The sequence below is a fragment of the Methylohalobius crimeensis 10Ki genome (assembly GCF_000421465.1).
Taxonomy (GTDB): domain Bacteria; phylum Pseudomonadota; class Gammaproteobacteria; order Methylococcales; family Methylothermaceae; genus Methylohalobius; species Methylohalobius crimeensis.
The window spans coordinates 2,634,748-2,658,321 of record NZ_ATXB01000001.1 but is presented as its reverse complement, the minus strand read 5'-3'; the positions used below and the strand labels follow the sequence as shown (position 1 = coordinate 2,658,321).

At 60.1% G+C, this 23,574-nt stretch carries 27 protein-coding genes; 14 read left to right on the top strand and 13 right to left on the bottom strand.

The annotated features are described in order from the left end of the window. The first annotated feature begins 31 nt into the window (after positions 1-31). From H035_RS0113010 to H035_RS19670, 3 genes are all read left to right on the top strand, one after another. Positions 32-508, top strand: coding sequence for a cytochrome P460 family protein (locus tag H035_RS0113010; protein ID WP_022949407.1), 477 nt, complete (start codon positions 32-34; stop codon positions 506-508). A gap of 11 nt (positions 509-519) precedes the next feature. Then, positions 520-1,089, top strand: a complete 570-nt coding sequence (locus H035_RS0113005) for a c-type heme family protein (RefSeq protein WP_022949406.1) — start codon at positions 520-522, stop codon at positions 1,087-1,089. 71 nt (positions 1,090-1,160) lie between these two features. Continuing rightward, positions 1,161-1,436 (top strand): hypothetical protein, encoded by a 276-nt coding sequence (locus H035_RS19670; RefSeq protein WP_022949405.1) that lies wholly within the window; start codon positions 1,161-1,163, stop codon positions 1,434-1,436. Positions 1,437-1,620: 184 nt separating this feature from the next. Here H035_RS19670 and H035_RS0112995 read toward each other — a convergent pair whose 3' ends face one another. Continuing rightward, on the bottom strand, positions 1,621-3,258 hold the full coding sequence (locus H035_RS0112995) for an alpha-D-glucose phosphate-specific phosphoglucomutase (protein ID WP_022949404.1): 1,638 nt from the start codon (positions 3,256-3,258) through the stop codon (positions 1,621-1,623). 80 nt (positions 3,259-3,338) lie between these two features. Between H035_RS0112995 and H035_RS0112990 the strand changes: the two genes are divergently transcribed. Together H035_RS0112990 and H035_RS0112985 are read left to right on the top strand one after the other, a co-directional pair. After that, positions 3,339-3,899 carry a L,D-transpeptidase family protein gene (locus tag H035_RS0112990; RefSeq protein WP_022949403.1) on the top strand — a complete coding sequence of 187 codons (561 nt, stop codon included), beginning with the start codon at positions 3,339-3,341 and terminating at the stop codon, positions 3,897-3,899. A gap of 84 nt (positions 3,900-3,983) precedes the next feature. Further along, positions 3,984-4,268, top strand: coding sequence for an Lpp/OprI family alanine-zipper lipoprotein (locus tag H035_RS0112985; protein WP_022949402.1), 285 nt, complete (start codon positions 3,984-3,986; stop codon positions 4,266-4,268). Positions 4,269-4,332: 64 nt separating this feature from the next. On the opposite strand, the gene H035_RS0112980 is transcribed toward H035_RS0112985, so the two are convergent. Next, positions 4,333-5,280: a L,D-transpeptidase family protein gene (locus H035_RS0112980; protein WP_040575029.1), complete on the bottom strand. Its 948-nt coding sequence runs from the start codon at positions 5,278-5,280 to the stop codon at positions 4,333-4,335. Between the two features lie 70 nt (positions 5,281-5,350). On the opposite strand from H035_RS0112980, the gene H035_RS0112975 reads away from it, so the two are divergent. The 3 genes from H035_RS0112975 to H035_RS0112965 all read left to right on the top strand — a co-directional run bounded on the left by H035_RS0112975 (position 5,351) and on the right by H035_RS0112965 (position 7,851). Then, the gene (locus tag H035_RS0112975) at positions 5,351-6,070 is read left to right on the top strand and encodes a BON domain-containing protein (protein WP_022949400.1); all 720 of its coding nucleotides are present in this window, start codon (positions 5,351-5,353) and stop codon (positions 6,068-6,070) included. Then, positions 6,070-6,774 carry a DNA/RNA nuclease SfsA gene (gene sfsA, locus H035_RS0112970; RefSeq protein ID WP_022949399.1) on the top strand — a complete coding sequence of 235 codons (705 nt, stop codon included), beginning with the start codon at positions 6,070-6,072 and terminating at the stop codon, positions 6,772-6,774. The genes H035_RS0112975 and sfsA overlap by 1 nt, the downstream gene beginning before the upstream one ends. A 102-nt stretch (positions 6,775-6,876) precedes the next feature. Continuing rightward, positions 6,877-7,851 carry a diguanylate cyclase gene (locus H035_RS0112965; RefSeq protein ID WP_022949398.1) on the top strand — a complete coding sequence of 325 codons (975 nt, stop codon included), beginning with the start codon at positions 6,877-6,879 and terminating at the stop codon, positions 7,849-7,851. On the opposite strand, the gene H035_RS0112960 is transcribed toward H035_RS0112965, so the two are convergent. Then, positions 7,835-8,188, bottom strand: coding sequence for a HopJ type III effector protein (locus H035_RS0112960; RefSeq protein WP_022949397.1), 354 nt, complete (start codon positions 8,186-8,188; stop codon positions 7,835-7,837). The genes H035_RS0112965 and H035_RS0112960 overlap by 17 nt on opposite strands. 3 nt (positions 8,189-8,191) lie before the next feature. Continuing rightward, positions 8,192-8,758: an isochorismatase family protein gene (locus H035_RS0112955; RefSeq protein ID WP_022949396.1), complete on the bottom strand. Its 567-nt coding sequence runs from the start codon at positions 8,756-8,758 to the stop codon at positions 8,192-8,194. Positions 8,759-8,891: 133 nt separating this feature from the next. On the opposite strand from H035_RS0112955, the gene H035_RS19665 reads away from it, so the two are divergent. Next, complete coding sequence (locus H035_RS19665) at positions 8,892-10,208, top strand: IS701 family transposase (protein WP_200861549.1); 1,317 nt, start codon at positions 8,892-8,894, stop codon at positions 10,206-10,208. 410 nt (positions 10,209-10,618) lie between these two features. Here the strand turns inward: H035_RS19665 and H035_RS0112945 are convergent, their stop codons facing one another. Further along, complete coding sequence (locus H035_RS0112945) at positions 10,619-11,221, bottom strand: arylesterase (protein WP_022949395.1); 603 nt, start codon at positions 11,219-11,221, stop codon at positions 10,619-10,621. Positions 11,222-11,273: 52 nt separating this feature from the next. Here H035_RS0112945 and H035_RS0112940 point away from each other — a divergent pair, with 52 nt between their 5' ends. Both H035_RS0112940 and H035_RS0112935 read left to right on the top strand, forming a co-directional pair. Then, positions 11,274-11,936, top strand: coding sequence for an ABC transporter ATP-binding protein (locus tag H035_RS0112940; protein ID WP_022949394.1), 663 nt, complete (start codon positions 11,274-11,276; stop codon positions 11,934-11,936). Then, on the top strand, positions 11,933-14,422 hold the full coding sequence (locus H035_RS0112935) for an ABC transporter permease (RefSeq protein WP_022949393.1): 2,490 nt from the start codon (positions 11,933-11,935) through the stop codon (positions 14,420-14,422). Before H035_RS0112940 ends, H035_RS0112935 begins: the two co-directional genes overlap by 4 nt. Positions 14,423-14,473: 51 nt before the next feature. Here the strand turns inward: H035_RS0112935 and H035_RS19660 are convergent, their stop codons facing one another. From H035_RS19660 to arsC, 7 genes are all read right to left on the bottom strand, one after another. Then, complete coding sequence (locus H035_RS19660; RefSeq protein WP_022949392.1) at positions 14,474-15,001, bottom strand: hypothetical protein; 528 nt, start codon at positions 14,999-15,001, stop codon at positions 14,474-14,476. An 81-nt stretch (positions 15,002-15,082) separates the two neighbouring features. Beyond that, positions 15,083-15,991: a (2E,6E)-farnesyl diphosphate synthase gene (ispA, locus tag H035_RS0112925; RefSeq protein ID WP_026596601.1), complete on the bottom strand. Its 909-nt coding sequence runs from the start codon at positions 15,989-15,991 to the stop codon at positions 15,083-15,085. After that, positions 15,978-16,217: an exodeoxyribonuclease VII small subunit gene (gene xseB, locus H035_RS0112920; protein WP_022949390.1), complete on the bottom strand. Its 240-nt coding sequence runs from the start codon at positions 16,215-16,217 to the stop codon at positions 15,978-15,980. The genes ispA and xseB overlap by 14 nt, the downstream gene beginning before the upstream one ends. Before the next feature lie 49 nt (positions 16,218-16,266). Next, positions 16,267-17,184 (bottom strand): ketopantoate reductase family protein, encoded by a 918-nt coding sequence (locus H035_RS0112915; protein WP_022949389.1) that lies wholly within the window; start codon positions 17,182-17,184, stop codon positions 16,267-16,269. Then, positions 17,172-17,879, bottom strand: coding sequence for a DnaA regulatory inactivator Hda (hda, locus tag H035_RS0112910; RefSeq protein ID WP_022949388.1), 708 nt, complete (start codon positions 17,877-17,879; stop codon positions 17,172-17,174). Before hda ends, H035_RS0112915 begins: the two co-directional genes overlap by 13 nt. Positions 17,880-17,884: 5 nt before the next feature. Continuing rightward, positions 17,885-18,547 (bottom strand): NAD(P)H:quinone oxidoreductase, encoded by a 663-nt coding sequence (gene wrbA / locus H035_RS0112905; protein ID WP_022949387.1) that lies wholly within the window; start codon positions 18,545-18,547, stop codon positions 17,885-17,887. A gap of 3 nt (positions 18,548-18,550) precedes the next feature. After that, positions 18,551-18,898 carry an arsenate reductase (glutaredoxin) gene (arsC, locus tag H035_RS0112900; protein ID WP_022949386.1) on the bottom strand — a complete coding sequence of 116 codons (348 nt, stop codon included), beginning with the start codon at positions 18,896-18,898 and terminating at the stop codon, positions 18,551-18,553. Positions 18,899-19,038: 140 nt separating this feature from the next. Between arsC and dnaB the strand changes: the two genes are divergently transcribed. The 3 genes from dnaB to radA are packed head-to-tail and all read left to right on the top strand — an operon-like array spanning position 19,039 to position 22,899. Beyond that, complete coding sequence (dnaB, locus tag H035_RS0112895) at positions 19,039-20,439, top strand: replicative DNA helicase (RefSeq protein WP_022949385.1); 1,401 nt, start codon at positions 19,039-19,041, stop codon at positions 20,437-20,439. Further along, a complete protein-coding gene (gene alr / locus H035_RS0112890; RefSeq protein WP_022949384.1) occupies positions 20,436-21,551 on the top strand; it encodes an alanine racemase in 1,116 nt (371 codons plus the stop codon). The genes dnaB and alr overlap by 4 nt, the downstream gene beginning before the upstream one ends. Then, on the top strand, positions 21,526-22,899 hold the full coding sequence (gene radA / locus H035_RS0112885) for a DNA repair protein RadA (protein ID WP_022949383.1): 1,374 nt from the start codon (positions 21,526-21,528) through the stop codon (positions 22,897-22,899). Before alr ends, radA begins: the two co-directional genes overlap by 26 nt. Here the strand turns inward: radA and H035_RS0112880 are convergent. Next, positions 22,896-23,480, bottom strand: a complete 585-nt coding sequence (locus H035_RS0112880; RefSeq protein ID WP_022949382.1) for a DJ-1/PfpI family protein — start codon at positions 23,478-23,480, stop codon at positions 22,896-22,898. The genes radA and H035_RS0112880 overlap by 4 nt on opposite strands. Positions 23,481-23,574: the final 94 nt, after the last annotated feature.

Here is a 23,574-nt window from a genome sequence, read left to right as displayed (position 1 = left end):
ATCGAAACCAAAAAAACGGAAGGAGGCCAAGATGAAAATACGAAGTCTGTTCCTGTTGGGTTTGGTTCTATTGACTGGATCGGTAACCGCTGCGGGAACTTCAGTTGAATATCCCGAAGGTTTTCGCACTTGGTACCACGTCAAATCGATGGTGATCCAGCCGGGTCATCCCTTGGAGGACCCTTTCGGAGGCATTCATCACATCTATGCCAATTACAAGGCATTGCAGGGGTTGAAAAGCGGCGATTACCCTGATGGTGCGGTGTTGGTTTTCGATTTGCTCGATTATCAAAGTTCCAATAATGCGCTGGTGGAAGGAAAGCGCAAGCTGATCGGCGTCATGGAGCGGGATGCCGAACGTTTCGCCGCGACCGGTGGCTGGGGCTTTGAAGGCTTCGGGGGCGGCGATCCAAGCAAGCGCCTGGTGACCGACGGCGGTCAAGGGTGCTACGGCTGTCATACTTCGCAGAAAGACAGTCAATTTGTATTTTCAAAACTGAGAGACTGAGGAGGAGAACTATGAAAAACAAGATTGGAGTCGGCATCGGCGCCGCCCTGTTGGGCATGTTCATCGGCGGGGCCGGCGTGAGCACGGCCTGGTCGATACAACTCAAAGGAGGCGCCAAGACCCCGGCGCCGCAGGCGACCCAAAGCGGCACCGACGACGCGGTAGCGCGTACCGAAAAAGTGGTGCAGATGCTCGACGATCTATACAAGACCGCTATCGTTGCGATCACCAAGCATTACGTCAACTCGCCCGCCGATCTGTCGGCGGCGACTGCGTCCAAGGTGCTGTTCCAAGCCTTGGAGGACAAAGGACATATGGAAACCCGTTTGCTGGGATTCACCGATGTGTTGATCAATGGAGAAAATGCCCCCCGGGACGCTTTCGAGGAGAAAGCCAGGGACCAACTCCTGGCGGGTGCGCCCAGCTATCAGGAAGTCGCCGAGGAAGACGGGAAGCGCTATCTGCGGGTGGCGACCACGGTTCCGGTGGTGATGGAGAAGTGCGTGATGTGTCACGCCAATTTCCGCGATAAGGAAGGTGCCATCGGCGCACTGGCCTACAAGATGCCCGTTTTGGAGTGATTGTTTTTCCTTCCTCGTTTGGACCGCGCCTTTTATATTAAAGGGCGCGGTTTTTTTTGGGGAGGATCGCCATGCAGAAAATATCGCTTCTGGAGCGGAATGTCCGGCGCTTCCTTTGGGAATGGCCGGGGCTGAATGTGTTTTGCACCCAAAACGGATGGATCGACAACGACACCTTGTGGTTCGAGATTCAGAGCCGGCGCAATAACGAAGTGACCGTGGCGGTCAAATTCATCGAGATCCTCATGGAAGGGTCCGGTTGTGTGGCCGATCGGCGCGAATGTTTCGGCAAGCTCCGCTTGCGACTGGACGAGAACGACGAGATCGTCGGGGTCGAGGTGATTTAAACGAAACCTTGCGGTAGGACAGGGATGCGCGCTGCCGTGCTTTAAGAGGCTGTTTGCAAAGCTTCTTTCAAAGAAGGGCAAGGGTCCCGGCGGCTTGTCCTCCGGGACGCCGTGAACCCATCCCTGGGTTCCCCCCACCCAACCCTCCCCCCACGCCGAAGCTACGTGCCTATCGTGATGGATTCTAAGTGATGACAGAAGGTTCCGAGCGTCCGCTGCGGGCTTTGACCTCGCTCAAATCCTCGGCCAGTTCGATCAAGTCCGCCAGGCCTTCCTGGGGGTCCGAATCCTGGCGGGTGGGGTCGGACTCGAAGCGCTCGATATAGACGCGCAGGGTGGCGCCCTCCGTCCCCGTTCCCGACAAGCGATAGACCAATCGCGCCTCCGGTTCCAGCAAGATGCGCAGTCCTTGGCCGGTGGTGACGCTGTGGTCCACCGGGTCGGAATAGCTGAAGTCGTCGGCTTGCCTGACGGTGTAGATACCGAGTTTTCGCCCGACCAGGCTGTCCAATTGGCCGCGCAAGTGATTCATGATCCCTTGGGCGACGGTGCTGTCGAGGGCTTCGTAATCGTGGCGGCTATAGTAATGGCGACCGAATCGGCGCCAGTGGTCCCTTACCAGGGTGGCGACCGGTTGTTCGCTGGCCACGATAATGTTGAGCCAGAACAGAACCGCCCACAGGCCATCTTTCTCGCGCACGTGATCGGAACCGGTGCCGAAGCTTTCCTCGCCGCACAGGGTGATCTTGCCGGCATCCAGCAGATTGCCGAAGAATTTCCAGCCGGTGGGGGTCTCGTAGCAGGGAATGCCGAAGGCTTCCGCCACTTGATCCACCGCGCGACTGGTGGGCATGGAGCGGGCCACTCCCCGGAGGCCGTTGCGATAGCCCGGAATCCGGTGCGCGTTGGCCGCCAATACCGCCAGACTGTCGCTGGGGGTGACGAAGAACTTTTGCCCCAGAATCATGTTGCGGTCGCCGTCTCCGTCGGAAGCCGCCCCCAAGGTGGGGGCGTCGGGGCCGTACATCTTTTTTACCAATGCTTCAGCGTAGGCGAGGTTGGGGTCCGGATGACCGCCACCGAAGTCCTCTTTCGGTTCGGCGTTGATCACCGACCCGGGCCCGGCGCCCAGTTCCTCCTCCAGAATGCGTTTGGCGTAGGGGCCGGTGACCGCGTGCATGGCGTCGAAGCAGACGCTCGCCACGCCGGTGGTCAGTGCGTTGCGCATCCGGTCGAAATCGAATAATTGGGTCATTAATTCGACATAATCGGCGACCGGATCGATGACCCGAATGGTGGTGTTCCCGAAGCGGTGCTCGTCGAGCCGATCCAGGTCTATGTCCGGTATTTGCGCGATCCGGTATTCGCCGATCTCTCGGCTGCGCTGATAAATCGCGTTGGTATAGCTTTCCGGAGCGGGGCCGCCGTTGTCGATATTGTATTTAATCCCGAAGTCTCCGTCCCGGCCGCCGGGATTATGGCTGGCGGATAGGACGATGCCGCCCAGGGCGCGGTTTTTGCGGATCAGATGGGAGGCGGCGGGGGTGGAAAGCAGGCCTTTTTGGGCGACGAGTAGGGTGCCGAACTCATTGGCGACGGCTATTTTGATGATCGTCTGGAGGGCTGGGCGGTTGAAATAACGTCCGTCTCCCCCCAGGACCAAGGTTTTGCCCTTTCGATCCGGCAAGCAGTCGAAAATGGACTGGACGAAATTTTCCAGGTAGTGGGGCGTCTCCAAAAACACCCGGGTTTTCTTGCGGAGACCGGAAGTACCGGGCTTTTGGTCGGGGAAAGGGGTGGTGGGGCGAGTTTCGATTTGCATGGCTTTCGTACCGACGTCGATTTTTCGTATATCATTTTTTGGACGGAATCAAAGTTTATCACTGTGGAGGTGTGTGGTACATGAAAGGGCGGCGTCGATTCTGGGTGCTTGGGAGCCTGATCTTGTTATGGCTTGGGGGCGGTATCGCCCAAGGCCGGGAGGAGATCTGGGTGCTGGTGGACACCGAGGCGTTGCAATTACAGGTAATGCGGGGCGAGAAGCCGGTCGAGGTCTTCGCGCACATTGCCATCGGCCGCGCCGGGACCGCCCGGGAAAAAGTGCGCGGCGACAATAAAACGCCTTTGGGTTCGTTTCGCATCGGCTGGATCAAGGAGAACAGCCGCTATCACCGCTTTTTCGGTCTCAATTATCCCACCCTGCCTTACGCCAAGGTGGGATGGAATCATGGCGTGCTCGATGATTCCACCTTCCGTTCCTTGATCCGGGCCCATTTCGAGGAGAGCGTCCCTCCCCAGAACACGCCGTTGGGCGGCTTTATCGGCATCCACGGTTTGGGGCGGGCCGATCCCAAAATCCATGAGATGTTTAATTGGACCCGCGGCTGCATTGCCTTGACCGACGCCCAGATCGACCGGCTCAGTCATTGGATCGGGGTGGGCACCGCCGTGATCATCCGCTAGGCAACGATTTTTTGACTTGGCGTTACTTGTTGTGTGATGATTCCATCCTGTCAAAATCAACAATCCAAAAGGGGGGATGTCGTCATGTTGAAGACGTTGGTAAAAATCTCCGCAGTGGCTGTCGCCATGGGTGTCATGACCGGTTGTGCCAACAATTCGAAGCACATGCAGGAAATGCATGACCGCTTCGCGGCGATCGAATCGCGTCTGTCTGACGTGGAAAGCGCCGCCGATGCGGCCATGAAAGAAGCCCGCAGCGCCCATGAGCACGCTTATCAGGCCGAGGAGATGGCGCAGAAATGCCATGAGGAATGCAAAGCCCATGGCGCCAAAATGGACAAGCTGTTCCAAAAATCCATGATGAAATAAGCTTGCCTCCAGACGAGTTTTTGCAATGGGCTCCGTCTCGACGGGGCCCGTTTTTTGTGCGCCGCTAGAGGTCTGCCGCTAGAGTGACCGCGGCAGTGCGGGAAATTTTCACGGGAATTCCCGTTTGTTCCTCGAGCGCTTTTCTGAAGGCCGAACCGTGCAGCCGGATGGAAGCGTCGCCTTGGGTTTTTTCTTCGATCAAAGTGAGCGCTCGCTCCAACATTTTCTCGTAGTCGATATCGGCTTCCTCCAGAGGCGGGTGAACTTCAAGATACAGCTCGCCGGCGAACCATCCCGTTTTGATCGGCTGATTGACCAGCGTGACCGGTGTTCCCACCGGGATTTCCGGAAACAGCCTTTCGATGTCTTCCGGGTACATGCGCACGCAGCCGTGGGTGACGCGCATGCCGATTCCGAATGGCTTGTTGGTACTGTGAATCAAATAGCCCGGGATTCCCAAACGGAGGGCATATTTTCCCAACGGATTGTCGGGGCCCGATGGCACCACCTTCGGCAACGGATCGCCTTGCTCGGCATGTTCTTTGCGAATGGATTCGGGCGGACGCCAGACCGGATCCTGGGTCTTGGCCACCACCCGGGTCGTTCCCAAGGGGGTGGACCAATCCATGCGGCCGATACTGACCGGGTGGGTAATGACTTGGGGAGGCGCATCGCCCCGGGACGGCGGAAAGTAATAGAGGCGCATTTCCGGGATATTGAGCACGATTCCGTGGCGCTCGGCTTCCGGCAGGATGAATCGCTTGGGGAGCACGACTTTTGCTCCCGCCGACGGGATCCACCGATCCAAACGAGGGTTGGCCAAAAGAATTTCATTTTGGCCGATATCGAAGCGGCGCGCGATATCCAGGAGGGTATCGCCTTTCTGAACCCGTGCGGCTTCCACCCGGCCGACCACGTCCACGTCCGACGGTGGCAAAACGTAAGTATCGGCGGATACGCTACTTGCTAACAGCAAGCCGCCGAACAGAATCGATTTGAATTTCCCGCCCATGGCTACCACAAGTTTGATAACAAGCATAGAATACCATTGAATCTTATCCACGAGACATCCGGGAGGCGACATGGCCCAAATTGAGTTGGTCAAGGCAGTGCGTGCAGCGCTGGAACGGGATCGTTGGGTGAGTCCTCAGCGGAATCGCATCGAGATCCAATCCGAGGCCGGAGTGGTTGTGCTGACCGGCGTGGTGGCGGAGATCGCCGCCAAGCGTCGTGCTCATTGCATCGCTTCGGAGGTTTCCGGTGTGACCGCCGTGGACGACCGCTTGCAAGTCGAGCCGGCGGAAGCCATGGGGGATGACGAAATTCTCGCCCATCTGGTCAAGCTGCTCGAGGAAGATCCGGTGTATAAGCATTACGGGATCACCGCCGTCGACCGGAAAGGGGAGCGGGAAGTCAGGCGCCAACTGGACGATCAGGCGGGATGGTTCCTCCTCCACGTGGAAGACGGGATCGTGTATCTGGAAGGTAAGGTGAGGTCCCTATGCGATCGGCGTTTGGCCGGGGCCATGGCTTGGTGGGTGCCGGGCAGCCTTGACGTGACCAACGATCTCGAAGTCGATCCGCCCGAGGAAGACAACGACGAACAGCTTAAAGAAGCGCTTGCTTTGGTGTTGGATGTGGATCCCTTTATCGACCATCAGCAGATTGCCGCCCAGTGCCTTCAAGGAGAGGTGGTGCTGACCGGGGTCGTACCGGTGGCCGAGCAGATCCAACTGGCGGAACACGATTGCTGGTATGTGGACGGGGTGCGAAAAGTCGACAATCGCCTGACGCTGACCTGATGCAAGTCCCGGGTCCCTGGTTGCCGGGTCGCTTGCGGCGGCGATATAAACGGTTCCTGGCGGATGTCGAATTGGAGGATGGCAGCCTGGTGACCGCCCATACCCCCAATACCGGCTCGCTGAAGGGATGCGCCGAGCCGGGGATGCGCGTCTGGCTGCGCGATACCCGGGATAGTAAGCGAAAATATCCCTATTCCTGGGAGTTGGTGGAGGCTCGGCCGGGAACTTGGGTGGGTATCCATACCGGCTTGAGCAATCATTTGGTCCGCGAGGGCATCGAGACCGGATTGATTGGCCCCCTTCAGGCGTACGAACGTATCCGCAGCGAAGTTCCCTACGGCCATCGCAGCCGGATCGATTTGCTTTTGGAGGCGCCGGACAAACCGCCTTGTTATGTGGAAGTCAAAAACGTTACCTTAGCGGCGCACGGAGTGGCCCGTTTTCCGGACGCGGTCAGTGTCCGGGCAAGCAAACATCTGAACGAGTTGGTCGAAGTGGTGGCCCGGGGCGGACGGGCGATGATGTTTTTTTGCGTTCAGCGTGCCGATGTGACCGCATTCACGCCTGCCGACGATATCGATCCAGACTACGGAAAAAACTTGCGCCGAGCATTGGCGGCCGGGGTCGAGGCGTTGGCCTTCCGTGCTCGAGTCGGTCCGGGGGCAATTTGCCTGGATCGGCCGATACCGATTATCTGTCACTAGAAGGTGAACGGGTCGACAAAACTTTGCCGATTTCCTGGTTTACACTGAACTAATACCAGTAAGGGCCGTCTCCAGACTTATGCGACCTGTAGAGAGCAACACATGGCTATTTTGATCGTTGACGATGATCCCCAGCTGGGCAGGCTGGTCGGCATTCGGCTGGCCGCTGCAGGCTATCGTACCTTGACGGCGCGTTCCGCCAGTCAGGCGCTGGCGTGCCTGGGAATTGAAGGGGAAGAAAAGGCCGATCCCGAAATCGACCTGGTGATGCTGGATATCTTCCTGCCGGATGCTTGGGGGATCGATCTCTGTCGTAGAATCAAGGAAAACCCCGGCACTTGCGACATTCCCGTGATCATGATTACCGGAAGCACCGATGAAGAGGATCTTCAGCGGGCTTTCGACGTCGGCGCGATGGATTATATTGAAAAACCTTTCAAAGGCGTGGAGTTATTGGCTCGTCTTCGTTCCGCGCTGCGCCTCAAGGCGGAAATCGAGCAACGCAAGCGTCAGGCCCAGGAACTGATCGCCGTGGCCGATCAGCTGAAACAGGCGAATGAACAATTACGCCAGCTGTCCTTTCACGATGGTTTGACGGGGCTTCACAACCGCCGGCACTTCGACGAGTTTCTGGAGCGGGAATTCAAGCGCGCTCAGCGTACGGGCAGCTCCCTGGCGCTGATTATGATCGATATCGATCATTTCAAGACCTATAACGACCGCTTCGGTCATCAGGCCGGAGATGAGTGTCTTCGCCGCATCTCCGCCAGTTTTTATCAAGTGGTGAATCGCGCCAATGATCTGATCGCTCGCTACGGAGGGGAAGAATTTTCCGTGATCCTGCCGGATACCGATCAAGCGGGGGCGCTTTCCGTGGCTGAAAATTTACGCCGGGCGGTGGAGGCCTTGTGCATCGTTCACCCCGACTCCCCCTTCGGGATCGTGACCATCAGCGAGGGAATCGCCGCCCATCGCCCGAAGCCGAAAGAGCGCTTGGACGCCTTGATCGAAGCGGCCGACAGCGCTTTGTACCACTCCAAGCGCTCCGGCCGCAATCGGGTCAGCGTCGCGGCTTGAGCGGTTCTCCGAGAAACTCGATCCCTTCCCAGCCGTGGCGGCTGAAAGTCCGAATGTTTAGGTGGTCTGTGCCGTCCGGGGTTGCCAGGACGTGGCGATAATGTTCGCCGAACAGAGTCAGGGTTTGAGACTCGTCCAGGCCGTGGCGGCGGGCAAAAGCGAAAATTTTACAAGAACCTTCGTTTTGTCCCGCCTGGTTGAGGTGCCTATCCTCTCCCTTACCGTTGGCGAATGGGGTGGGGGTGTAATCGTAATGCGCTTCGATGAGCGCCAGGGTTTCGCTGAAGTCCACCGCTTGTTCGGCGCGGACTCGAGTGAGAAAGGTGTCCAAGTCCATGGTTTAACGAATCAGACGGGCCAGGGGTTTGAAATGGGGATGGCGGGCGTCGCGCAGCCATTCGAAGAGGACCGATTCCGCGCAGAGGACGACCACGCCTGCTTGGCGCATCCGCTCCAGCGCATAAATCTTGTGTTCCGGGTTGCGTGAGCAGACCGCGTCCTCGACCACGAACACCTCGAGTCCCCGACTGAGCAAGGCGAAGGCGGTTTGCAGCACGCAGACGTGGGTTTCCTGGCCGGTGAGAATGATTTGGGTTCGGTCGCTGGCGTCGAGCATGCGGTCGAAGCCTTCCGCGCAATTGCAGGCGAAGCCGGTCTTGGGCAACGGGGTCACGCCGGCCGGCAGATGCTTCGAAATTTCGGGAGTGGTGTGTCCCAATCCTTCTGGGTATTGCTCGGTAATCAACACCGGCACGTCGAGGGTACCGGCGGCCTCCAGCAGCATGTTGCTGTGATCGATCATGCGCTGGCGTTCATGCTCGGGCATGGCCTCGGCCAGACGGGGTTGGATGTCGGTCAATACCAGAATGCTTCGTTCCGCGTCGCAAAGTAGAGGTGGGTGGGCCATGGATTCTCCTGAATGGTCAGCCTCAGTTTGATTTCAGCCTTTTAGCTCGACTTTCCCCATTTGAGGGGTTGTATAAGGGCCGGGAGATAACCACCTATGAAGAATCATCTTCGACCAAAAAGAGGTTCTTCAGATGGGCGGATTACCTCCCGACGTCTTGTCGATTATAAAGGTGTTTGCACCGCTGTTCAGCAAAAGGGTATGGCAACGGGCGCAAGTGTTACTGATAGGTGCGATCCTCACGCCTGGTCGACGCACGGTGGCGGCAGTGCTTCGGGTGATGGGGCTCGGCGAGGAGCGACGGTTCAAGAACTACCATCGGGTGCTCAGCCGGGCGCGGTGGTCTGGGCTGGCCAGCAGTCGCCTGTTGTTGGGGCTGTTAATCCAGGCGTTTGCCTGGCAGGGACCCTTGGTGATGGGATTGGATGACACGATTGAGCGACGGTGGGGGCGCAAGATTGGTGCTCGGGGGATCTACCGGGACCCGGTCCGCTCCAGCCGGGGGCATTTTGTGAAAGCCAGCGGCCTGCGCTGGTTGAGCCTGATGCTGTTGGTGCCGATCCCTTGGGCCCATCGGGTTTGGGCGCTTCCTTTTCTGACCTCGCTATGCCCCTCGGAGCGCTACTATCGGCGCTATCGGCGTGCGCATCGATCCTTGACCGAGCGGGCCCGGCAGCTCTTGCGGATGGTCCGGCGCTGGTTGCCCACCCGCTCGATCGTGGTGGTCGCCGATCAGAGCTTTGCGGCCTTGGATCTTTTGGCGGCCGTCACTGGGGACCGGTTCAGTGTCGTGACCCGGCTGCGGTTGGATGCGGCGTTGTACGAACCGGCCCCGCCGCCGCGACCGGGCCGCTCTGGACGACCGCGCAAAAAGGGGAAACGGCTCCCCACGCTGGCGCAAGTGGCCGCCGACCCGGCGACCCGTTGGCAACGCTTGACCGTTGCGCGGTGGTATGGCGAATCCGACCGCCCGGTGGAAATCGCCTCGGGCACGGCGGTGTGGTACCACGCGGGCAAACCGCCCGTACCGCTCCGTTGGGTGCTGATCCGCGATCCGCTCCAGCGCTTCCAGGCCCAAGCGCTGTTGTGCACGGATCCGAAGGCCGCGCCGACAGAGATCGTCCAGTGGTTTATCCGCCGTTGGCAGGTCGAGGTCACCTTCGAAGAAACCCGTGCCCACTTGGGACTGGAAACGCAGCGCCAATGGTCAAGGCGGGCGATCGCCCGGACCACGCCCATCCTGCTCGGCTTGTTCTCCCTGGTCACCCTCATGGCCGATCGGCTGGTCGCCAACCAGGCGATGCCGGTGCGTACCGCTGCCTGGTATCGAAAACTCACCCGACCTTTATCGATGCGTTGGCCTTGGTACGCCGTCACCTGTGGAGTGCACACCTTTTTTCCAGGTCGCCGCCAGCCACCGACGTGGAAAAAAATCCCAACCCATTACTGACCCGCTGTATCGAGATAATGTGCTATGCCGCATAATGGGGAAAGTCGAGTTTAGATTCTGTTGCCATTTTCAGCAGCATCCTTGCTGCGAACGGTCCCGGAACGTTCTCCCCGGCTCCTGCTGAAAACGGCAACAGAATCTAAAAGTCCGTTTCAAAACTCGTGCGCGGTTCAGGGTAATCGCGCATGCCTTGATCTCCCTTCTCCCGCTGGAGGGAGAGGGATGGGGTGAGGGTGGTTTAAATCAATAATACCTTTCACTTCAATTAGATCCACCCTCTTCCTAACCTTCTCCCTCCAGGAGGGAGAAGGGACTCTACTTGAGTCATTCCAGACGGAGAGGGAATTAAGGTGATGTCGTGCTTCGTAGGCTTATACGGTATATCGGGTTTTGAAACAGACTGTAAGAATCTAGTCTATCATGCCGTTCAATGCGTGCCAGACTTCCTGCGCCAACAAAGGCTGGGCTTCCACGTTCGGGTGAATGCCGTCGGCTTGCATCAGGCCGTCTTTCAAGGCGACGTCTTGCAAAAAAAACGGCACGAAAGTCACCGGATGGCGATCGGCGAGACGCTGGTAGACGTCCTCGAACATCGCGGCGAAACGGGGGCCGTAGTTGGTGGGCATTTTGATTCCCAACAGGATCACCTCGGCGCCGGCCGAGCGGGAGGCTTCGATCATGTTCGCCAGATTACGTTCCATTTGCTGGGGCGGGATGCCTCGCAGGCCGTCGTTGCCGCCCAATTCGAGGATCACGATGTCGGGTTGGTGGGTTTTCAACAACGGAGGAAACCGGTGCAGCCCGCCGGCGCTGGTTTCGCCGCTGATGCTGGCGTTGACAAAGCGCACGTCTTTGTGTTCTTTTTGGAGCCGCTCCTCCAGCAAGGCGACCCAACCCCGATCGGCGGGGATGCCGTAGGCGGCGCTGAGACTGTCGCCCATGACCAGCACCGTCGCGGTCCAGCCCAGCTGGGGTAAGAGCATCCATAACAGAAACAACCCAATCCTTCCCATGTCGAAATCCTCCTGTGAAATATTATCCGCGGAGCTTGGACCTGCCGCGGCGATGATCGTTGCCGAAAATGTTAATAAATCGGTGACCACCTCGGAAGGGCCCCTGGATATCCTGACCGATGTGAATTTGACCATCCCCGCGGGGGAAACCGTTGCCGTGGTCGGTGTCTCCGGCTCCGGCAAGTCCACCTTGCTCAGCATCCTGGCCGGTTTGGACCTGCCCACCTCGGGTCGGGTTCGCCTCGACGGCGTTGCCTTGACCGATCTGGACGAGGACGGGCGCGCCGAATTGCGGGGCAAGACGGTGGGATTCGTGTTCCAATCCTTCCAACTATTGCCTAGCTTGACCGCGCTGGAGAACGTCATGCTGCCGTTGGAATTGAAAGGCGAGCGGGAAGCGGCGGCCCAGGCGGAGGCTTTATTGGCGCGGGTCGAATTGAGCCATCGCCTGCAGCATTATCCGCGCCAATTGTCCGGCGGCGAGCAGCAACGGGTGGCCTTGGCGCGGGCCTTCGTGACCCGTCCCCGGGTCTTGTTCGCCGACGAGCCCACCGGCAACCTCGACCGCCGCACCGGCCAACATGTGATCGATCTATTATTCGAACTCAACCGGGCGCACGCCACCACCTTGGTCCTGGTGACCCACGACGAGGCCTTGGCCCAACGCTGCCGGCGCAGCATCGTATTGGACGCGGGAAGGGTTCTGGAACGATGAAGGATTGGATATTGGCAGGGCGCCTGCTGCGCCGCGATTGGCGGGCCGGGGAACTTAGAATTTTGAGCCTGGCGCTGATCATCGCCGTGGTCAGCGTCACCGCCATCGCCTTGGTGGCCGATCGTTTGACCCGGACCATGATCGATCAAGCCGCCGATTTTCTCGCCGCCGATATGGTGGTGCGCGGTCATGCCCCCTTGCCGAAAGAATGGTTGGCGGAGGCGCAAACCCGGCGATTGAGCACCGCGCGCAAGCTGGCGTTCACCAGTGTGTTGGTGGAAAACGACCAGTTGCTGTTGGTGGGCGTCAAGGCGGTCAGTGACGGTTATCCTTTGCGGGGCTATCTCAAAACCACTCGCACCGACATCGTCGCCGAAACGATGACTCGCTCGCCGCCTAAGCCGGGCCGCGTCTGGGTCGCGCAGCGCGTTTTGGATCGGCTCGGATTGAAGCTGGGCGATTACCTTCATGTAGGGAAGCAGCGCTTGCTGATCGATCGGATCCTGACTTTCGAACCCGATACCCGGACTTCCTTCTATAGCCTGGCGCCGCGGGTCATGATGCGGGTGGAGGATCTGGCCGCCGCCGCCATTCTGGGGCCGGGCAGCCGGGCCCATTATTATCAGTTGTTCTCCGGATCGGCATCGGATCTGAAAGGGTTCAAGGGATGGCTCAAACCACGGCTGGCGCCCAATCAGCGGCTTCTCGATATCCACGAGGACCGGCCCGATGTGGGTCGCGCCTTGAATCGGGCCGAGCGCTATCTGGGATTGGCGAGCGTCATCGTGGTCCTGATCGCCGGGGTGGCGGTGGCGATGGCCGCCCGCCGCTACACCGAGCGCCATTTCGATGCCACCGCGGTGATGAAATGCCTGGGCGCCCGGCAGAATACCATCTTGCGCTTGTATGTTTACCAGTTCCTATGGTTGGGAATTGCCGCCGGAGGCATCGGTACCTTGATCGGTTGGGCGGTGCAGGAAAGCCTGGTCTTCTTCTTGCGCGAGATGCTGCCGGAGCGTTTGGCCTGGCCCTCGGGATTCGCCTTCGGCTTCGGTCCGCTCACCGCGTTTCTGTTACTGTTGGGCTTTTCCCTTCCGCCGCTGCTGAGGTTGAGGCGCGTGCCGCCGGCGATGGCGCTGCGGCGGGACTTGCTTCCGGCACCGGCCAGCGTTTGGCTGGTGTACGGATTGGGGGGGGCGGCGATTGTGATGCTGTTAGGGCGTTTTACCCGGGATGCCGAGCTGACCGGTTTGATTTTGGGTGGCGGTGCCTTGGGGTTGCTGGTTCTGGCCGGCGTGGTCGCTCTGCTGCTGGAGTTGGCGCGGTTTGGGGTGCGGCGATTGGGCTTGTCCTGGCGCCTCGGACTTCAGAATCTGACTCGGCACCGCCGCGCCACGGTGGGACAGACCCTGGCTTTCTGCGTCACCTTGGCGGCGATGAGCGTGAGCTTCCTGGTGCGCAACGATTTGGTGGATGCCTGGCAGGATCAATTGCCGGCGGATGCCCCCAATCATTTCGTCATCAACGTTTTCCCGGAAGAGTTGCCCGATTTCCGCACCTTCCTGAAGGATGAACTTCAGGCCCAAACCAGCCAATTCTATCCCATCGTGCGGGGACGTCTGGCGGAGGTGAACGGAACCGACGTGCATCTTCTGGCGCGCGAGGACAGCGAAGGGGACATGGCGATCAACCGGGATCTGAGTCTGACTTGGGCCGAGCAGCTGCCTGCCGACAATCGGCTGGTGGGAGGCAGTTGGTGGCAGCCCGATGAAACCGGGCGCAGCGTATCGGTGGAGCGGGATTTGGCCGAAAGCTTGGGAATCCGGGTGGGGGATCGCTTGACCTTTCTCCTGGAAGGGCGCCGGATCGATGCTCGAGCCGCCAGCTTGCGGACGGTTCAGTGGGACTCCATGAGCCCCAATTTCTACATGATTTTCGCGCCCGGAGATCTGGCCGGTTTCACTGCGACCTATATGACCAGTTTTTACCTCCCCACGGAGCGTAAACTGCAATTGGCCGCCTTGATCCGGCGATTTCCCCATGTGACCCTGGTGGAAGTGGATATGATCCTCCGGCATTTCCGGATGATCCTGCGTCAAGTGACTTTTGCCGTCGAATACGTGTTGGTGTTCGCGCTGCTGGCCGGTTTGACGGTGCTTTTGGCGGCGGTGCGAAGTTCCATCGACGAGCGGATTTATCAGGGGGCTCTGTTGCGGGCCTTGGGGGCTCGGCGTCAGTTGCTGCGCCGATCGCAGTGGATCGAATTTCTATGTCTGGGCGGTATGGCCGGATTGTTGGCGGTGTGGCTGACCGAAACGATCGCGTGGATCTTGTATGTCCGGATTTTCGATATCCCGTTTCGCTTGCACGCTTGGATCTGGTTGGTCGTTCCCGCTATCGGAGCGGTCCTGACCGGTTTGGCGGGCTATTGGGGGACCCGCGAGGTGTTGAGAAAAAGTCCGGTGGCCGTGTTCCGAGATCTATAAAAAAGGCGCGAAAAAATTCGCGCCTCTTCGGTTGCGAAAAATGCTACGGGTTTATTGCTTCAGATTGACGAAGGAGGTCCAACCACTTTTGCCCCGGCAATCCCCCTCGAGGGGCTCGACCTTGACGTATTTCACGTAATTGACCACCGTCTGTTCCTGTAGCCTCGCCGAAGTGCCGGCTTTGACGACGCAAATCTGTTCCTTATCGCGCAGTTCCGGGTCGGTGGCTCCCATCCGGCCGGGTGCTTGGAGCAGCAGTACATCCCCGCCGCCGGTGACATTGGGGTTGATCAGCTTATACGTCTGGCCGACCTGAATGGCGGGTGCCTTGACTTGTTCGCCGCCCCCTCCGCTGAAGTAGAGCAGTGCCAATAGGATGACCAAGATCCCAACGATGCCGCCGTAAAATACCAGCGGTTTTTCTTCCTTGAGCGAGGTCACCATCGCGACGTATTTACCGATACCCCCTTTCTCCGGTGCTTCGGTTTCCTCGGTCTGGGGGGCTTCCTGTTGGGTCGCTTCGGCCTTGCTTTCTTCTTCGCCGGTTTCCTGGGTGGGTTTTTCGTTCTCGTTACTCATTCTTATACCTCCTCTTAGGATGGCTTAGGGATGATTGTGGTTTTGAAACGATGCCATATTTCCCTGCCACGAGCGATTATACTAATTGCGCCTTTGAATGATAAACAGTGACAGGGCGCGCAGCAAATCTGCTTGCTCCCCCAGGGTTTCCAAGGCGGCAATGGCTTGTTCGTGCATTTCCCGGGCTTTGCGTTTGGCGCCGGCCAGTCCCAGAAGGGCCGGATAAGTGGGTTTGTTGTGGGCTTGATCCTTGCCCTGGGTCTTGCCCAGGGTGGCGGTGTCGCTTTCCTCGTCGAGAATGTCGTCTTGGATCTGGAACGCCAGTCCGATGCATTTGGCGTAATGATCCAGGTGCTCCATCACCGCGGGATCCCTATCGGTCCTGGCCAGGGCCGCCAGTTGCACGCTGGCGCGGATCAGCGCGCCGGTTTTATGGATATGCATCATTTCCAGGGCGGGCAGATCCAGCTGCAGCCCCACCGAGGCCAGGTCGATCGCCTGTCCTCCCACCATGCCCCCGGCCCCGGAAGCCTTCGCCAGGCAGTCGATCATCGCCGCCCGCTGGGAAGGGGTCACCGCCATGGCGGGATCGGCGGCGAGGGTTTCGAACGCCAGCACCTGGAGAGCGTCGCCGGCGAGGATCGCGGTGGCTTCGTCGAATTGCACGTGGCAGGTGGGCTTGCCGCGCCTGAGATCGTCGTCGTCCATGGCCGGCAAATCGTCGTGGATCAGGGAATAGACGTGGATGAATTCCACCGCGCAGGCGGGACCGTCCAAGGTGTCGAAAGGGACTTCCAGCGCTTTTCCGGTGGCGTAAGTGAGAATCGGCCGGAGCCGTTTCCCGCCGTCCAAAGTGGAATAGCGCATCGCCCGGTGGAGCCGGGCGGGCAGTTTGTCCGCCGCCGGCAAACGCCGGTCCAGGGCCTCTTCGACCCGCTGGCGGCAGGTTTGCATGAATGACTGGAGGTGTTCGGTGTCAGTGTTCGTCATCGATTTGGAATGGTTGGAGTTGGGCTTCGCCGCTGTCGTCCCGGGTCAGGATTTGGACTTTCTGCTCGGCGTCTTGGAGGGCTTGCTGGCAGTTGCGTGCCAGTTGGACGCCTTTTTCGAATAATTTGAGGGAGTCTTCCAAGCTGACATCCCCCGCTTCCAGGCGTTCGACGATTTGTTCCAGTTCCTTGAGTTGGGTTTCGAAACCCGGTTTGCGTTTAGCCATCTTGCTTGGATTGCAAAAGCCGTTACGATAAGGTTTTTGGCATAGGGTGTCAAAAACCCCGCAGTTGCAACTCGCGCAGTTGCATCAGTGCGTAGACGGTCTCCAGGTGAGGAATGGCCACGCCTTCGCGCCGTCCGGCGCGCACCGCGTTGCCCAGGATGGCTTCACTTTCCATGGGGCGACCGGCTTCGAAGTCGAGCAGCATGCTGGTCTTGTAGGGCGGCATTTGATAGGTGCTGGTGATGTTCTGGTCGATCACGTCCGGGGGCAGGGGGTGGCCGGTGGCCGCGGCGATGGCGCAGATTTCGCCCATCATTTGCAGCACCACGTTTTCCTGATTTTTCAGGATATCGGAGGTCGTCAGCCCGCCCGACAGAACCGAAAGGGGATTGAAGGGGGCGTTCCAAACGCACTTTTGCCAACGGGCGGTCACGATGTCTTTCCGGGTTTTGGCCCGAACCCCGGCACGATTGAAGGCATCGCATAAGGTTTCCGCCTTGGGGCCGCTGCCGTGGGGGAAATTTCCCAATCTCAAGTTGCCGTAGGCTTGGTGCCAGACTTGGCCCGGCCCGGTCCGGCTGACACAGACGAAAGCCAGGCCCGAAATCAGTTCATGCTCGGGGAAGCTTGCCGCCAGTTCAGCTTCGATTTCGATGCCGTTCTGGATCAGTGTGATGGCGGTATCGGGGCCGAGGGCGTCACGGATCAACGCGGCCCGATCGGTCCCCGGCAGAACCTTGGTACAGACAATCACGTAATCCGGCGGGGTTTCGATTTCTCCGGCGTGGCGGTAGACCGCCGAGGGGCGAAAGGTCCATTCGCCCAGGGTGCTTCGAATCTGAATGCCTTGCCGCTTTACCGTGTCGTATTCGGAGCGGCATACCACCGCCACGTCCCAGCCGGCTTTGGCCAGCAGGGCGCCGTAGAAACCGCCGATAGCGCCGGTGCCGACGATCAGGGCTCGCATGAGTGCTCCTCCAGATATTGTTTCAGGAATGGAATGGTCAGTTTGCGCTTGGCCGCCAGGGTAGCCCGATCGAGCTGTTCCAACAACCGCCACAGGGAAGGCAGGTCGCGCGGATAGCGGGTAAGCAGAAATTGCCCCACCTGGGGGTTGAGCTCCAGTCCCAGATGATGGGCGCGGAGACGCAAGGCGGCCAACTTGTCGGCGTCGCTCAGCGGTTTAAGGCGCAAAATCAACCCCCACTCCAGGCGGGTGCGGAGATCCGGCAGGCGAATCGGAATCTGCGCCGGCGGCATATGACCGGCGACGATCAACCGGGTGCCGGCTTCCCGCATGCGGTTGAAGCCGTGGAAAAACGCTTGCTCCCAGAGATCCCTCCCGGCGAGGGTTTCGATGTCGTCCACGCAAACCAGATCGGCGTGCTCGAGGCCCTCCAGCAAAGAAGGAGGGTGGTCCTGTAATGCCTTCAGGGGGAGATAGGCCGCCCGCTTGCCCGACCCATGGGCTTCCCGGCAGCTCGCCTGGAGTAGGTGGCTCTTGCCGGTGCCGTGTTCCCCCCAAAGGTAAAGGTAAGGTTCTCCCTCGCCGCGGGCGCAGCGTTTGAGCGCCGCCACCGTTTCCAGGTTGGCCCCGGCATGATATTGGGCGAAGCTCTGTTGATCGGTGAAAGCCAGTTGCAAGGGCAACTGCGGCAACATGGGGCTCAGATCCGTGCGTCTTTGAGGGCGACGGCGGCCTTGGCCAAACGCTTGCCCAGGCATAAGCAGAGGCGTTTTTCTTCTTCGCTCAGGGTGCGGTTTGCCTCGCCCGACAGGTGGCTGGGGCCGTAGGGCGTGCCGCCGGTCTTGGTTTTCAACAAGGCGGTTTCTTGCGACGGAATGCCGACGATCACCATGCCGTGATGCAGCAGGGGGAACAGCATGGATATCAGCGTCGTCTCGTGGCCGCCGTGCATGCTGGAGGTGGTGGTGAACACCCCGGCCGGTTTGCCCGCCAGCCCGCCGGAGAACCATACCGAGGTGGTCTGGTCGAAAAAATGCTTCAACGGTGCCGCCATGTTGCCGAAATGGGTGGGGCTCCCCAAGGCCAGTCCATCGCATTGGCGAAGATCCTCGATGGTGGCGTAGGGGGGGCCTTCGGCGGGAATGACATCCTCGGTGGCTTCGCACACCGGGGAGATTTCCGGCACCGTGCGGACCTTGGCCACGACGCCGTCCACGCTTTCCACCCCTCGGGCGATCACATCGGCCATGGTGGCGGTGGCGCCGTAGCGGCTGTAATATAAAACCAGGACTTCCACCCGCGGATTATGCGGATTGGCTTGGCGCGGTGCTTCCTCGCTCGCTCGCTGCGTCGAATCGGCCATGGGTTACAAAATCTCCAAGATCTTTTCCGGCGGGCGTCCCAGGGCGGCTCGATCCTCCGCCACCACGATCGGGCGCTCGATCAAAATAGGATACTCCAGCATTGCCGAGATCAGCGCCTCTCTTCCCAGATCCGGGTTGTCCAGGCCCAATTCCCGGTAAGGTTTTTCCTTTTTGCGCATCAAATCGCGGGGCTCCAGGTTCAGCTTGGCTAAGATGTCTTCCAATTCCTCGCGGCTGGGCGGAGTTTTCAGGTATTCGACGATTTTCGGTTCGATTCCCCGTTCCCGCAGCAATTGCAAGGCGCCGCGGGACTTACTGCAGCGGGGATTGTGGTAGATGATGATTGCCATGGCTTATCCCGATCTTTCGATACAGGCGATTATGGTAAACTGTTTTCCGGTTTTTGACACGGCCACGTGTCTTAATCGATTGATTTTGATTGACAATTTTTTCCGATTGGGCGACTCCTTTTGCACTCCGTGACGACTCCATGAGCCAAGCTGCCGAAGCGACCGGGCGAACCCAGGATTCGCCCCTCCTTCCCCCCAAAACGCCGCCCCACTCCCTGCAGGCCGAACAGTCGGTATTGGGCGGACTGATGCTCGATGCCGGCGCTTGGGATAAGATTGCCGAGCGGGTCAACGAGGCGGATTTTTACCGCAAGGAGCACCGTTTGATTTTCGGTGCGATCCAGGGGCTGATGGAAAACGATTCGCCCTGCGATGTGGTGACGGTATCGGAAGTGCTGGAAAATCGCGCCGAGTTGAAGACGGTGGGGGGCTTGACCTATTTGGCCTCTTTGGTCGAGGGAACCCCCAGCGCCGCCAACATTACCGCCTACGCCGACATCGTCCGCGAGCGCGCCATCCTGCGTCAACTCGCCCACGTGGGGACCGAAATCGCCGACACCGCGTTTCATCCCGAGGGCAGGGAAGTGGGGGAACTGTTGGAAGACGCCGAGCAAAAGGTCTTTCGCATCGCCGATCAGCGTCAACGCGGCGACGGCGGCTTCAAAGCCATCAAGCACTTGCTCATCAAGGCGGTGGATCGGGTCGAGGAGTTGCATGAGAAAGGGGTCGGGATCACCGGAGTCGGCTCGGGCTTCGTCGACCTCGACCACATGACGGCGGGATTCCAACCGGCGGATTTGGTCATCGTCGCCGGGAGGCCGTCGATGGGGAAGACGACATTCGCGATGAATATCGCCGAGCACGTCGCCATCAAGGAACAGATGCCGGTGGCGGTATTCAGCATGGAAATGCCCGGCGATCATTTGGCCATGCGCATGATGTCCTCCCTGGGCCGGATCGACCAGCACCGCCTTCGGATCGGGCAATTGGAGGACGAAGAATGGCCGCGCATGACGTCGGCGCTCAACCTGCTCGCCGGCACCCAACTGTTCATCGACGACACGCCGGCACTGACGCCGGTCGAACTGCGCGCCAGAAGCCGCCGCCTGGCCCGCGAGCACGGCCAGCTCGGCTTGGTGGTGATCGACTATCTGCAATTGATGCAGGCGCCCGGGGCGGGAGAGAACCGCACCGCCGAAATCTCCGAGATCTCCCGCAGCCTGAAGGGATTGGCGAAAGAGCTGAACGTGCCGGTGATCGCCCTGTCCCAGCTCAACCGCAATTTGGAGCAGCGGCCCAACAAGCGGCCGGTGATGTCGGATTTGCGCGAATCGGGCTCCATCGAGCAGGACGCGGACGTGATCGTCTTCGTCTACCGGGACGAGGTGTACAATGAAGACAGTCCCGACAAGGGCACCGCCGAGATCATCATCGGCAAGCAGCGCAACGGCCCCATCGGGACGGTGCGCTTGACTTTCCTGGGGCAATACACCCGGTTCGAGAACTTTGCGGGCGCGGCTGACGAGGACGACGGCTATTGAACGCGCCAACCGCCCCCTGGGTTCAACTGAATTGGGACGCCTTGGTCGCCAATTTGCAGCGGGTCCGTGCCTTGGCCCCGCGGGCCAAGGTGCTTGCGGTGATCAAAGCCAATGCCTACGGTCACGGATTGATCAGGGTGGCGCAAACGCTCCACGAGGCCGACGGTTTCGCGGTGGCCCGGGTGGAGGAAGGAATCGCCTTGCGCCGTGCGGGGATTCTGCAGCGGATCGCGGTGCTGCAAGGATTCGGCGACCGCGAACAACTGAAAGCCCATCAGACCTACCGGCTGGAGCCGGTGATTCATTCCGTCCATCAAATCGATTTGCTGGAGGCTGAGGGGGAAAGCCATCAGTCGCTTCGGGTCTGGCTCAAATTGGATACGGGGATGCACCGGCTGGGCGTCGATGCGGCGGCGTTTCCATCGGCGCTGGCGAGGCTGCAGAGACGGCTCGGCGCCAAGGCGGTGGCGTTGATGACCCATTTGGCCCGGGCCGACGAGTTGGAGGTCTCCGACACGGGCGATCAATTGGCTTTGTTCGATCGGATGACGTACAAATTGACGTTGGAAAAAAATATCGCCAATTCCGCCGCCGTGCTCGCCTGGCCCGAGAGTCACCGGGATTGGGTGCGGCCGGGACTGATGCTCTACGGCGTATCCCCGTTCCCCGACCGTCCCGGCCCGCAGTTGAATCTCACGCCGGTAATGACCTTTAAGAGCCGGTTGATCGCGGTCAAATTCCTGTCGCCGGGCGCATCGGTAGGCTACGGCGCCACCTGGACCGCCCGCCGTCCCAGCCGGCTGGGATTGGTGGCGGCCGGTTACGGCGACGGCTATCCGCGCGAGGTGCCTTCGGGGACGCTGGTGTTGATCGACGGCCATCGGGTGCCGCTGGTGGGCAGGGTATCCATGGACGTTCTGAGCGTGGATATCACCGATTTTCCCCAGGTCGGGGTAGGCTCGGAAGCGACTTTGTGGGGGGAGGGGCTGCCCGTGGAAGTGATCGCACAAAAGGCGGAAACCATTCCCTATACTCTGATGTGCCGGGTGGCCGCCCGGGTGCCGATGATCGAGGTGCAGGCGAATTATGGCGCGCGCGAAAATCGTTTATAGCTGCAGCGAATGCGGGCACGACCAGCCCAAATGGGCCGGCCGTTGCCCCGGTTGCGGTGCCTGGGGAACCCTGGAAGAGACGGTGCGGGAGCCGGCGGCTCCCGCCAATCCGCGTTTTGCCGGCTATGCCGGCTATGCCGGCAGCGCCGGCGAAGCCGGCGTGATCGCGCTCAAGGATGTGAAGGCGGAAGAAGTGGCGCGTTTGTCCACCACCCTCGGCGAGCTGGATCGGGTATTGGGCGGCGGATTGGTTCCGGGATCGGCGATCCTGATCGGTGGCGATCCGGGCATCGGCAAGTCCACCCTCCTGCTTCAGGCGATGGCGAAATTGAGCGCCGGCCAGCGCCTGCTTTATGTCACCGGCGAAGAATCGGTGCAGCAGATCGGTTTGCGCGGCCGGCGCCTGAGCGTGGATTGCGGGCAAGTGCCGGTGCTGGCGGAAACCTCCCTGGATCGGATGATTTCCGCGATCGAATCGCAGCGGCCGGAAGTGGCGGTGATCGATTCGATCCAGACCGTCTATACCGAGTTGCTCAACTCCGCCCCCGGGTCGGTTTCCCAGGTGCGCGAATGCGCCGCCCGCTTGGTGCGCCTGGCCAAAGCCCAGCAAATCACGGTATTTCTAGTGGGGCACGTGACCAAGGAGGGCGCCATCGCCGGCCCCCGGGTACTGGAGCATATGGTGGATACGGTGCTTTACTTCGAGGGGGAGGCGGGCAGTCGCTTCCGGGTGATCCGGGCGGTGAAGAATCGTTTCGGCGCGGTCAACGAATTGGGGGTATTCGCCATGACTGAAGGCGGGCTCAAGGAAGTCAAGAATCCTTCGGCGATTTTCCTCACCCGCCAGATTGCGGAAACCCCCGGCAGCGCCGTTTGCGTGACCCGCGAGGGGAGCCGTCCCTTGCTGGTGGAGGTGCAGGCGCTGGTGGACGATACCTCCCTGGCCAATCCGCGCCGGGTGACGGTGGGGATGGAACACAATCGCCTGGCGATGCTGCTGGCGGTGCTCCATCGCCACGGCGGCGTGCCCCTCGCCGGGCAGGACGTATTCGTCAATGTGGTGGGCGGGGTGCGGTTGGCCGAGACCGCCGGCGATCTGGCGGTGGTGTTGGCGGTGTTGTCGAGCCTGCGCGATCGCCCCCTGCCGCGGGACTGGGTGAGTTTCGGCGAGGTGGGCTTGACCGGCGAGGTGCGCCCCGTCCCCCACGGCGAGGAGCGATTGCACGAGGCGGCCAAGCACGGTTTCAAGCGCGCCATCGTGCCCCACCACAACGCTCCCAAAGGGGGCGTCGAGGGCATGGAAATCGTCCGGGTGAAAACGCTTCAGGAGGCGTTGAGCGCGCTTTAGGTCTCTATCCGAGTGCCGAGCAGCTCCAGAAATTTGCCCATCCATTGGGGATGTGCCGGCCAGGCCGGAGCGGTGACGAATGGATCGTCCACGTGGGCGTTGGTAAAGGTCTCGTTATTGGAGATGAAGCGGGCGCCGGCCAGCTCGACTTCCGGCGCCACCGCCGGATAGGCGCAGATTTCCTTGCCTTCGATGACCCTGGCCGCGGACAGGATTTGGGCGCCGTGACAAATGGAGGCGATGGGCTTTTCCGCTTCAGCGAATTGGCGGACGATAGCCAATACCCGGGGTTCGAGGCGCAGGTATTCCGGCGCCCGCCCGCCCGGAATGACCAGGCCGTCGTAGGCGGCCGGATCCGCTCGGTCGAAATCGGCGGTGACTGCGAAATGGTGGCCCGTTTTCTCCGTATAGGTTTGATCGCCCTCGAAATCGTGCACCGCGGTTTTGACCGTCTCCCCGGCTTTCTTTCCGGGACAAACCGTATCCACTCGGTGGCCCGCCATCAATAGCATTTGGTAGGGCACCATCGCCTCGTAGTCTTCCACGAAATCGCCTATCAGCATCAGGATCTTTTTGGCCATGATTCTCGTACCTCGCAGGTTGCGGTTCGTCTTGACGAATCTTACCCAGTGGGGAGGCATTTGGCAAAGTCCGGGCTTATAATTTTGGAATGAA

Bases quoted from the DNA above. Each gene is read 5' to 3' on its own strand.
- H035_RS0113010 (WP_022949407.1), top strand. From the start codon at position 32: ATGAAAATACGAAGTCTGTTCCTGTTGGGTTTGGTTCTATTGACTGGA.
- H035_RS0113005 (WP_022949406.1), top strand. From the start codon at position 520: ATGAAAAACAAGATTGGAGTCGGCATCGGCGCCGCCCTGTTGGGCATG.
- H035_RS19670 (WP_022949405.1), top strand. From the start codon at position 1,161: ATGCAGAAAATATCGCTTCTGGAGCGGAATGTCCGGCGCTTCCTTTGG.
- H035_RS0112995 (WP_022949404.1), bottom strand. From the start codon at position 3,258: ATGCAAATCGAAACTCGCCCCACCACCCCTTTCCCCGACCAAAAGCCC.
- H035_RS0112990 (WP_022949403.1), top strand. From the start codon at position 3,339: ATGAAAGGGCGGCGTCGATTCTGGGTGCTTGGGAGCCTGATCTTGTTA.
- H035_RS0112985 (WP_022949402.1), top strand. From the start codon at position 3,984: ATGTTGAAGACGTTGGTAAAAATCTCCGCAGTGGCTGTCGCCATGGGT.
- H035_RS0112980 (WP_040575029.1), bottom strand. From the start codon at position 5,280: ATGGGCGGGAAATTCAAATCGATTCTGTTCGGCGGCTTGCTGTTAGCA.
- H035_RS0112975 (WP_022949400.1), top strand. From the start codon at position 5,351: ATGGCCCAAATTGAGTTGGTCAAGGCAGTGCGTGCAGCGCTGGAACGG.
- sfsA (WP_022949399.1), top strand. From the start codon at position 6,070: ATGCAAGTCCCGGGTCCCTGGTTGCCGGGTCGCTTGCGGCGGCGATAT.
- H035_RS0112965 (WP_022949398.1), top strand. From the start codon at position 6,877: ATGGCTATTTTGATCGTTGACGATGATCCCCAGCTGGGCAGGCTGGTC.
- H035_RS0112960 (WP_022949397.1), bottom strand. From the start codon at position 8,188: ATGGACTTGGACACCTTTCTCACTCGAGTCCGCGCCGAACAAGCGGTG.
- H035_RS0112955 (WP_022949396.1), bottom strand. From the start codon at position 8,758: ATGGCCCACCCACCTCTACTTTGCGACGCGGAACGAAGCATTCTGGTA.
- H035_RS19665 (WP_200861549.1), top strand. From the start codon at position 8,892: ATGGGCGGATTACCTCCCGACGTCTTGTCGATTATAAAGGTGTTTGCA.
- H035_RS0112945 (WP_022949395.1), bottom strand. From the start codon at position 11,221: ATGGGAAGGATTGGGTTGTTTCTGTTATGGATGCTCTTACCCCAGCTG.
- H035_RS0112940 (WP_022949394.1), top strand. From the start codon at position 11,274: ATGATCGTTGCCGAAAATGTTAATAAATCGGTGACCACCTCGGAAGGG.
- H035_RS0112935 (WP_022949393.1), top strand. From the start codon at position 11,933: ATGAAGGATTGGATATTGGCAGGGCGCCTGCTGCGCCGCGATTGGCGG.
- H035_RS19660 (WP_022949392.1), bottom strand. From the start codon at position 15,001: ATGAGTAACGAGAACGAAAAACCCACCCAGGAAACCGGCGAAGAAGAA.
- ispA (WP_026596601.1), bottom strand. From the start codon at position 15,991: ATGACGAACACTGACACCGAACACCTCCAGTCATTCATGCAAACCTGC.
- xseB (WP_022949390.1), bottom strand. From the start codon at position 16,217: ATGGCTAAACGCAAACCGGGTTTCGAAACCCAACTCAAGGAACTGGAA.
- H035_RS0112915 (WP_022949389.1), bottom strand. From the start codon at position 17,184: ATGCGAGCCCTGATCGTCGGCACCGGCGCTATCGGCGGTTTCTACGGC.
- hda (WP_022949388.1), bottom strand. From the start codon at position 17,879: ATGTTGCCGCAGTTGCCCTTGCAACTGGCTTTCACCGATCAACAGAGC.
- wrbA (WP_022949387.1), bottom strand. From the start codon at position 18,547: ATGGCCGATTCGACGCAGCGAGCGAGCGAGGAAGCACCGCGCCAAGCC.
- arsC (WP_022949386.1), bottom strand. From the start codon at position 18,898: ATGGCAATCATCATCTACCACAATCCCCGCTGCAGTAAGTCCCGCGGC.
- dnaB (WP_022949385.1), top strand. From the start codon at position 19,039: ATGAGCCAAGCTGCCGAAGCGACCGGGCGAACCCAGGATTCGCCCCTC.
- radA (WP_022949383.1), top strand. From the start codon at position 21,526: ATGGCGCGCGCGAAAATCGTTTATAGCTGCAGCGAATGCGGGCACGAC.
- H035_RS0112880 (WP_022949382.1), bottom strand. From the start codon at position 23,480: ATGGCCAAAAAGATCCTGATGCTGATAGGCGATTTCGTGGAAGACTAC.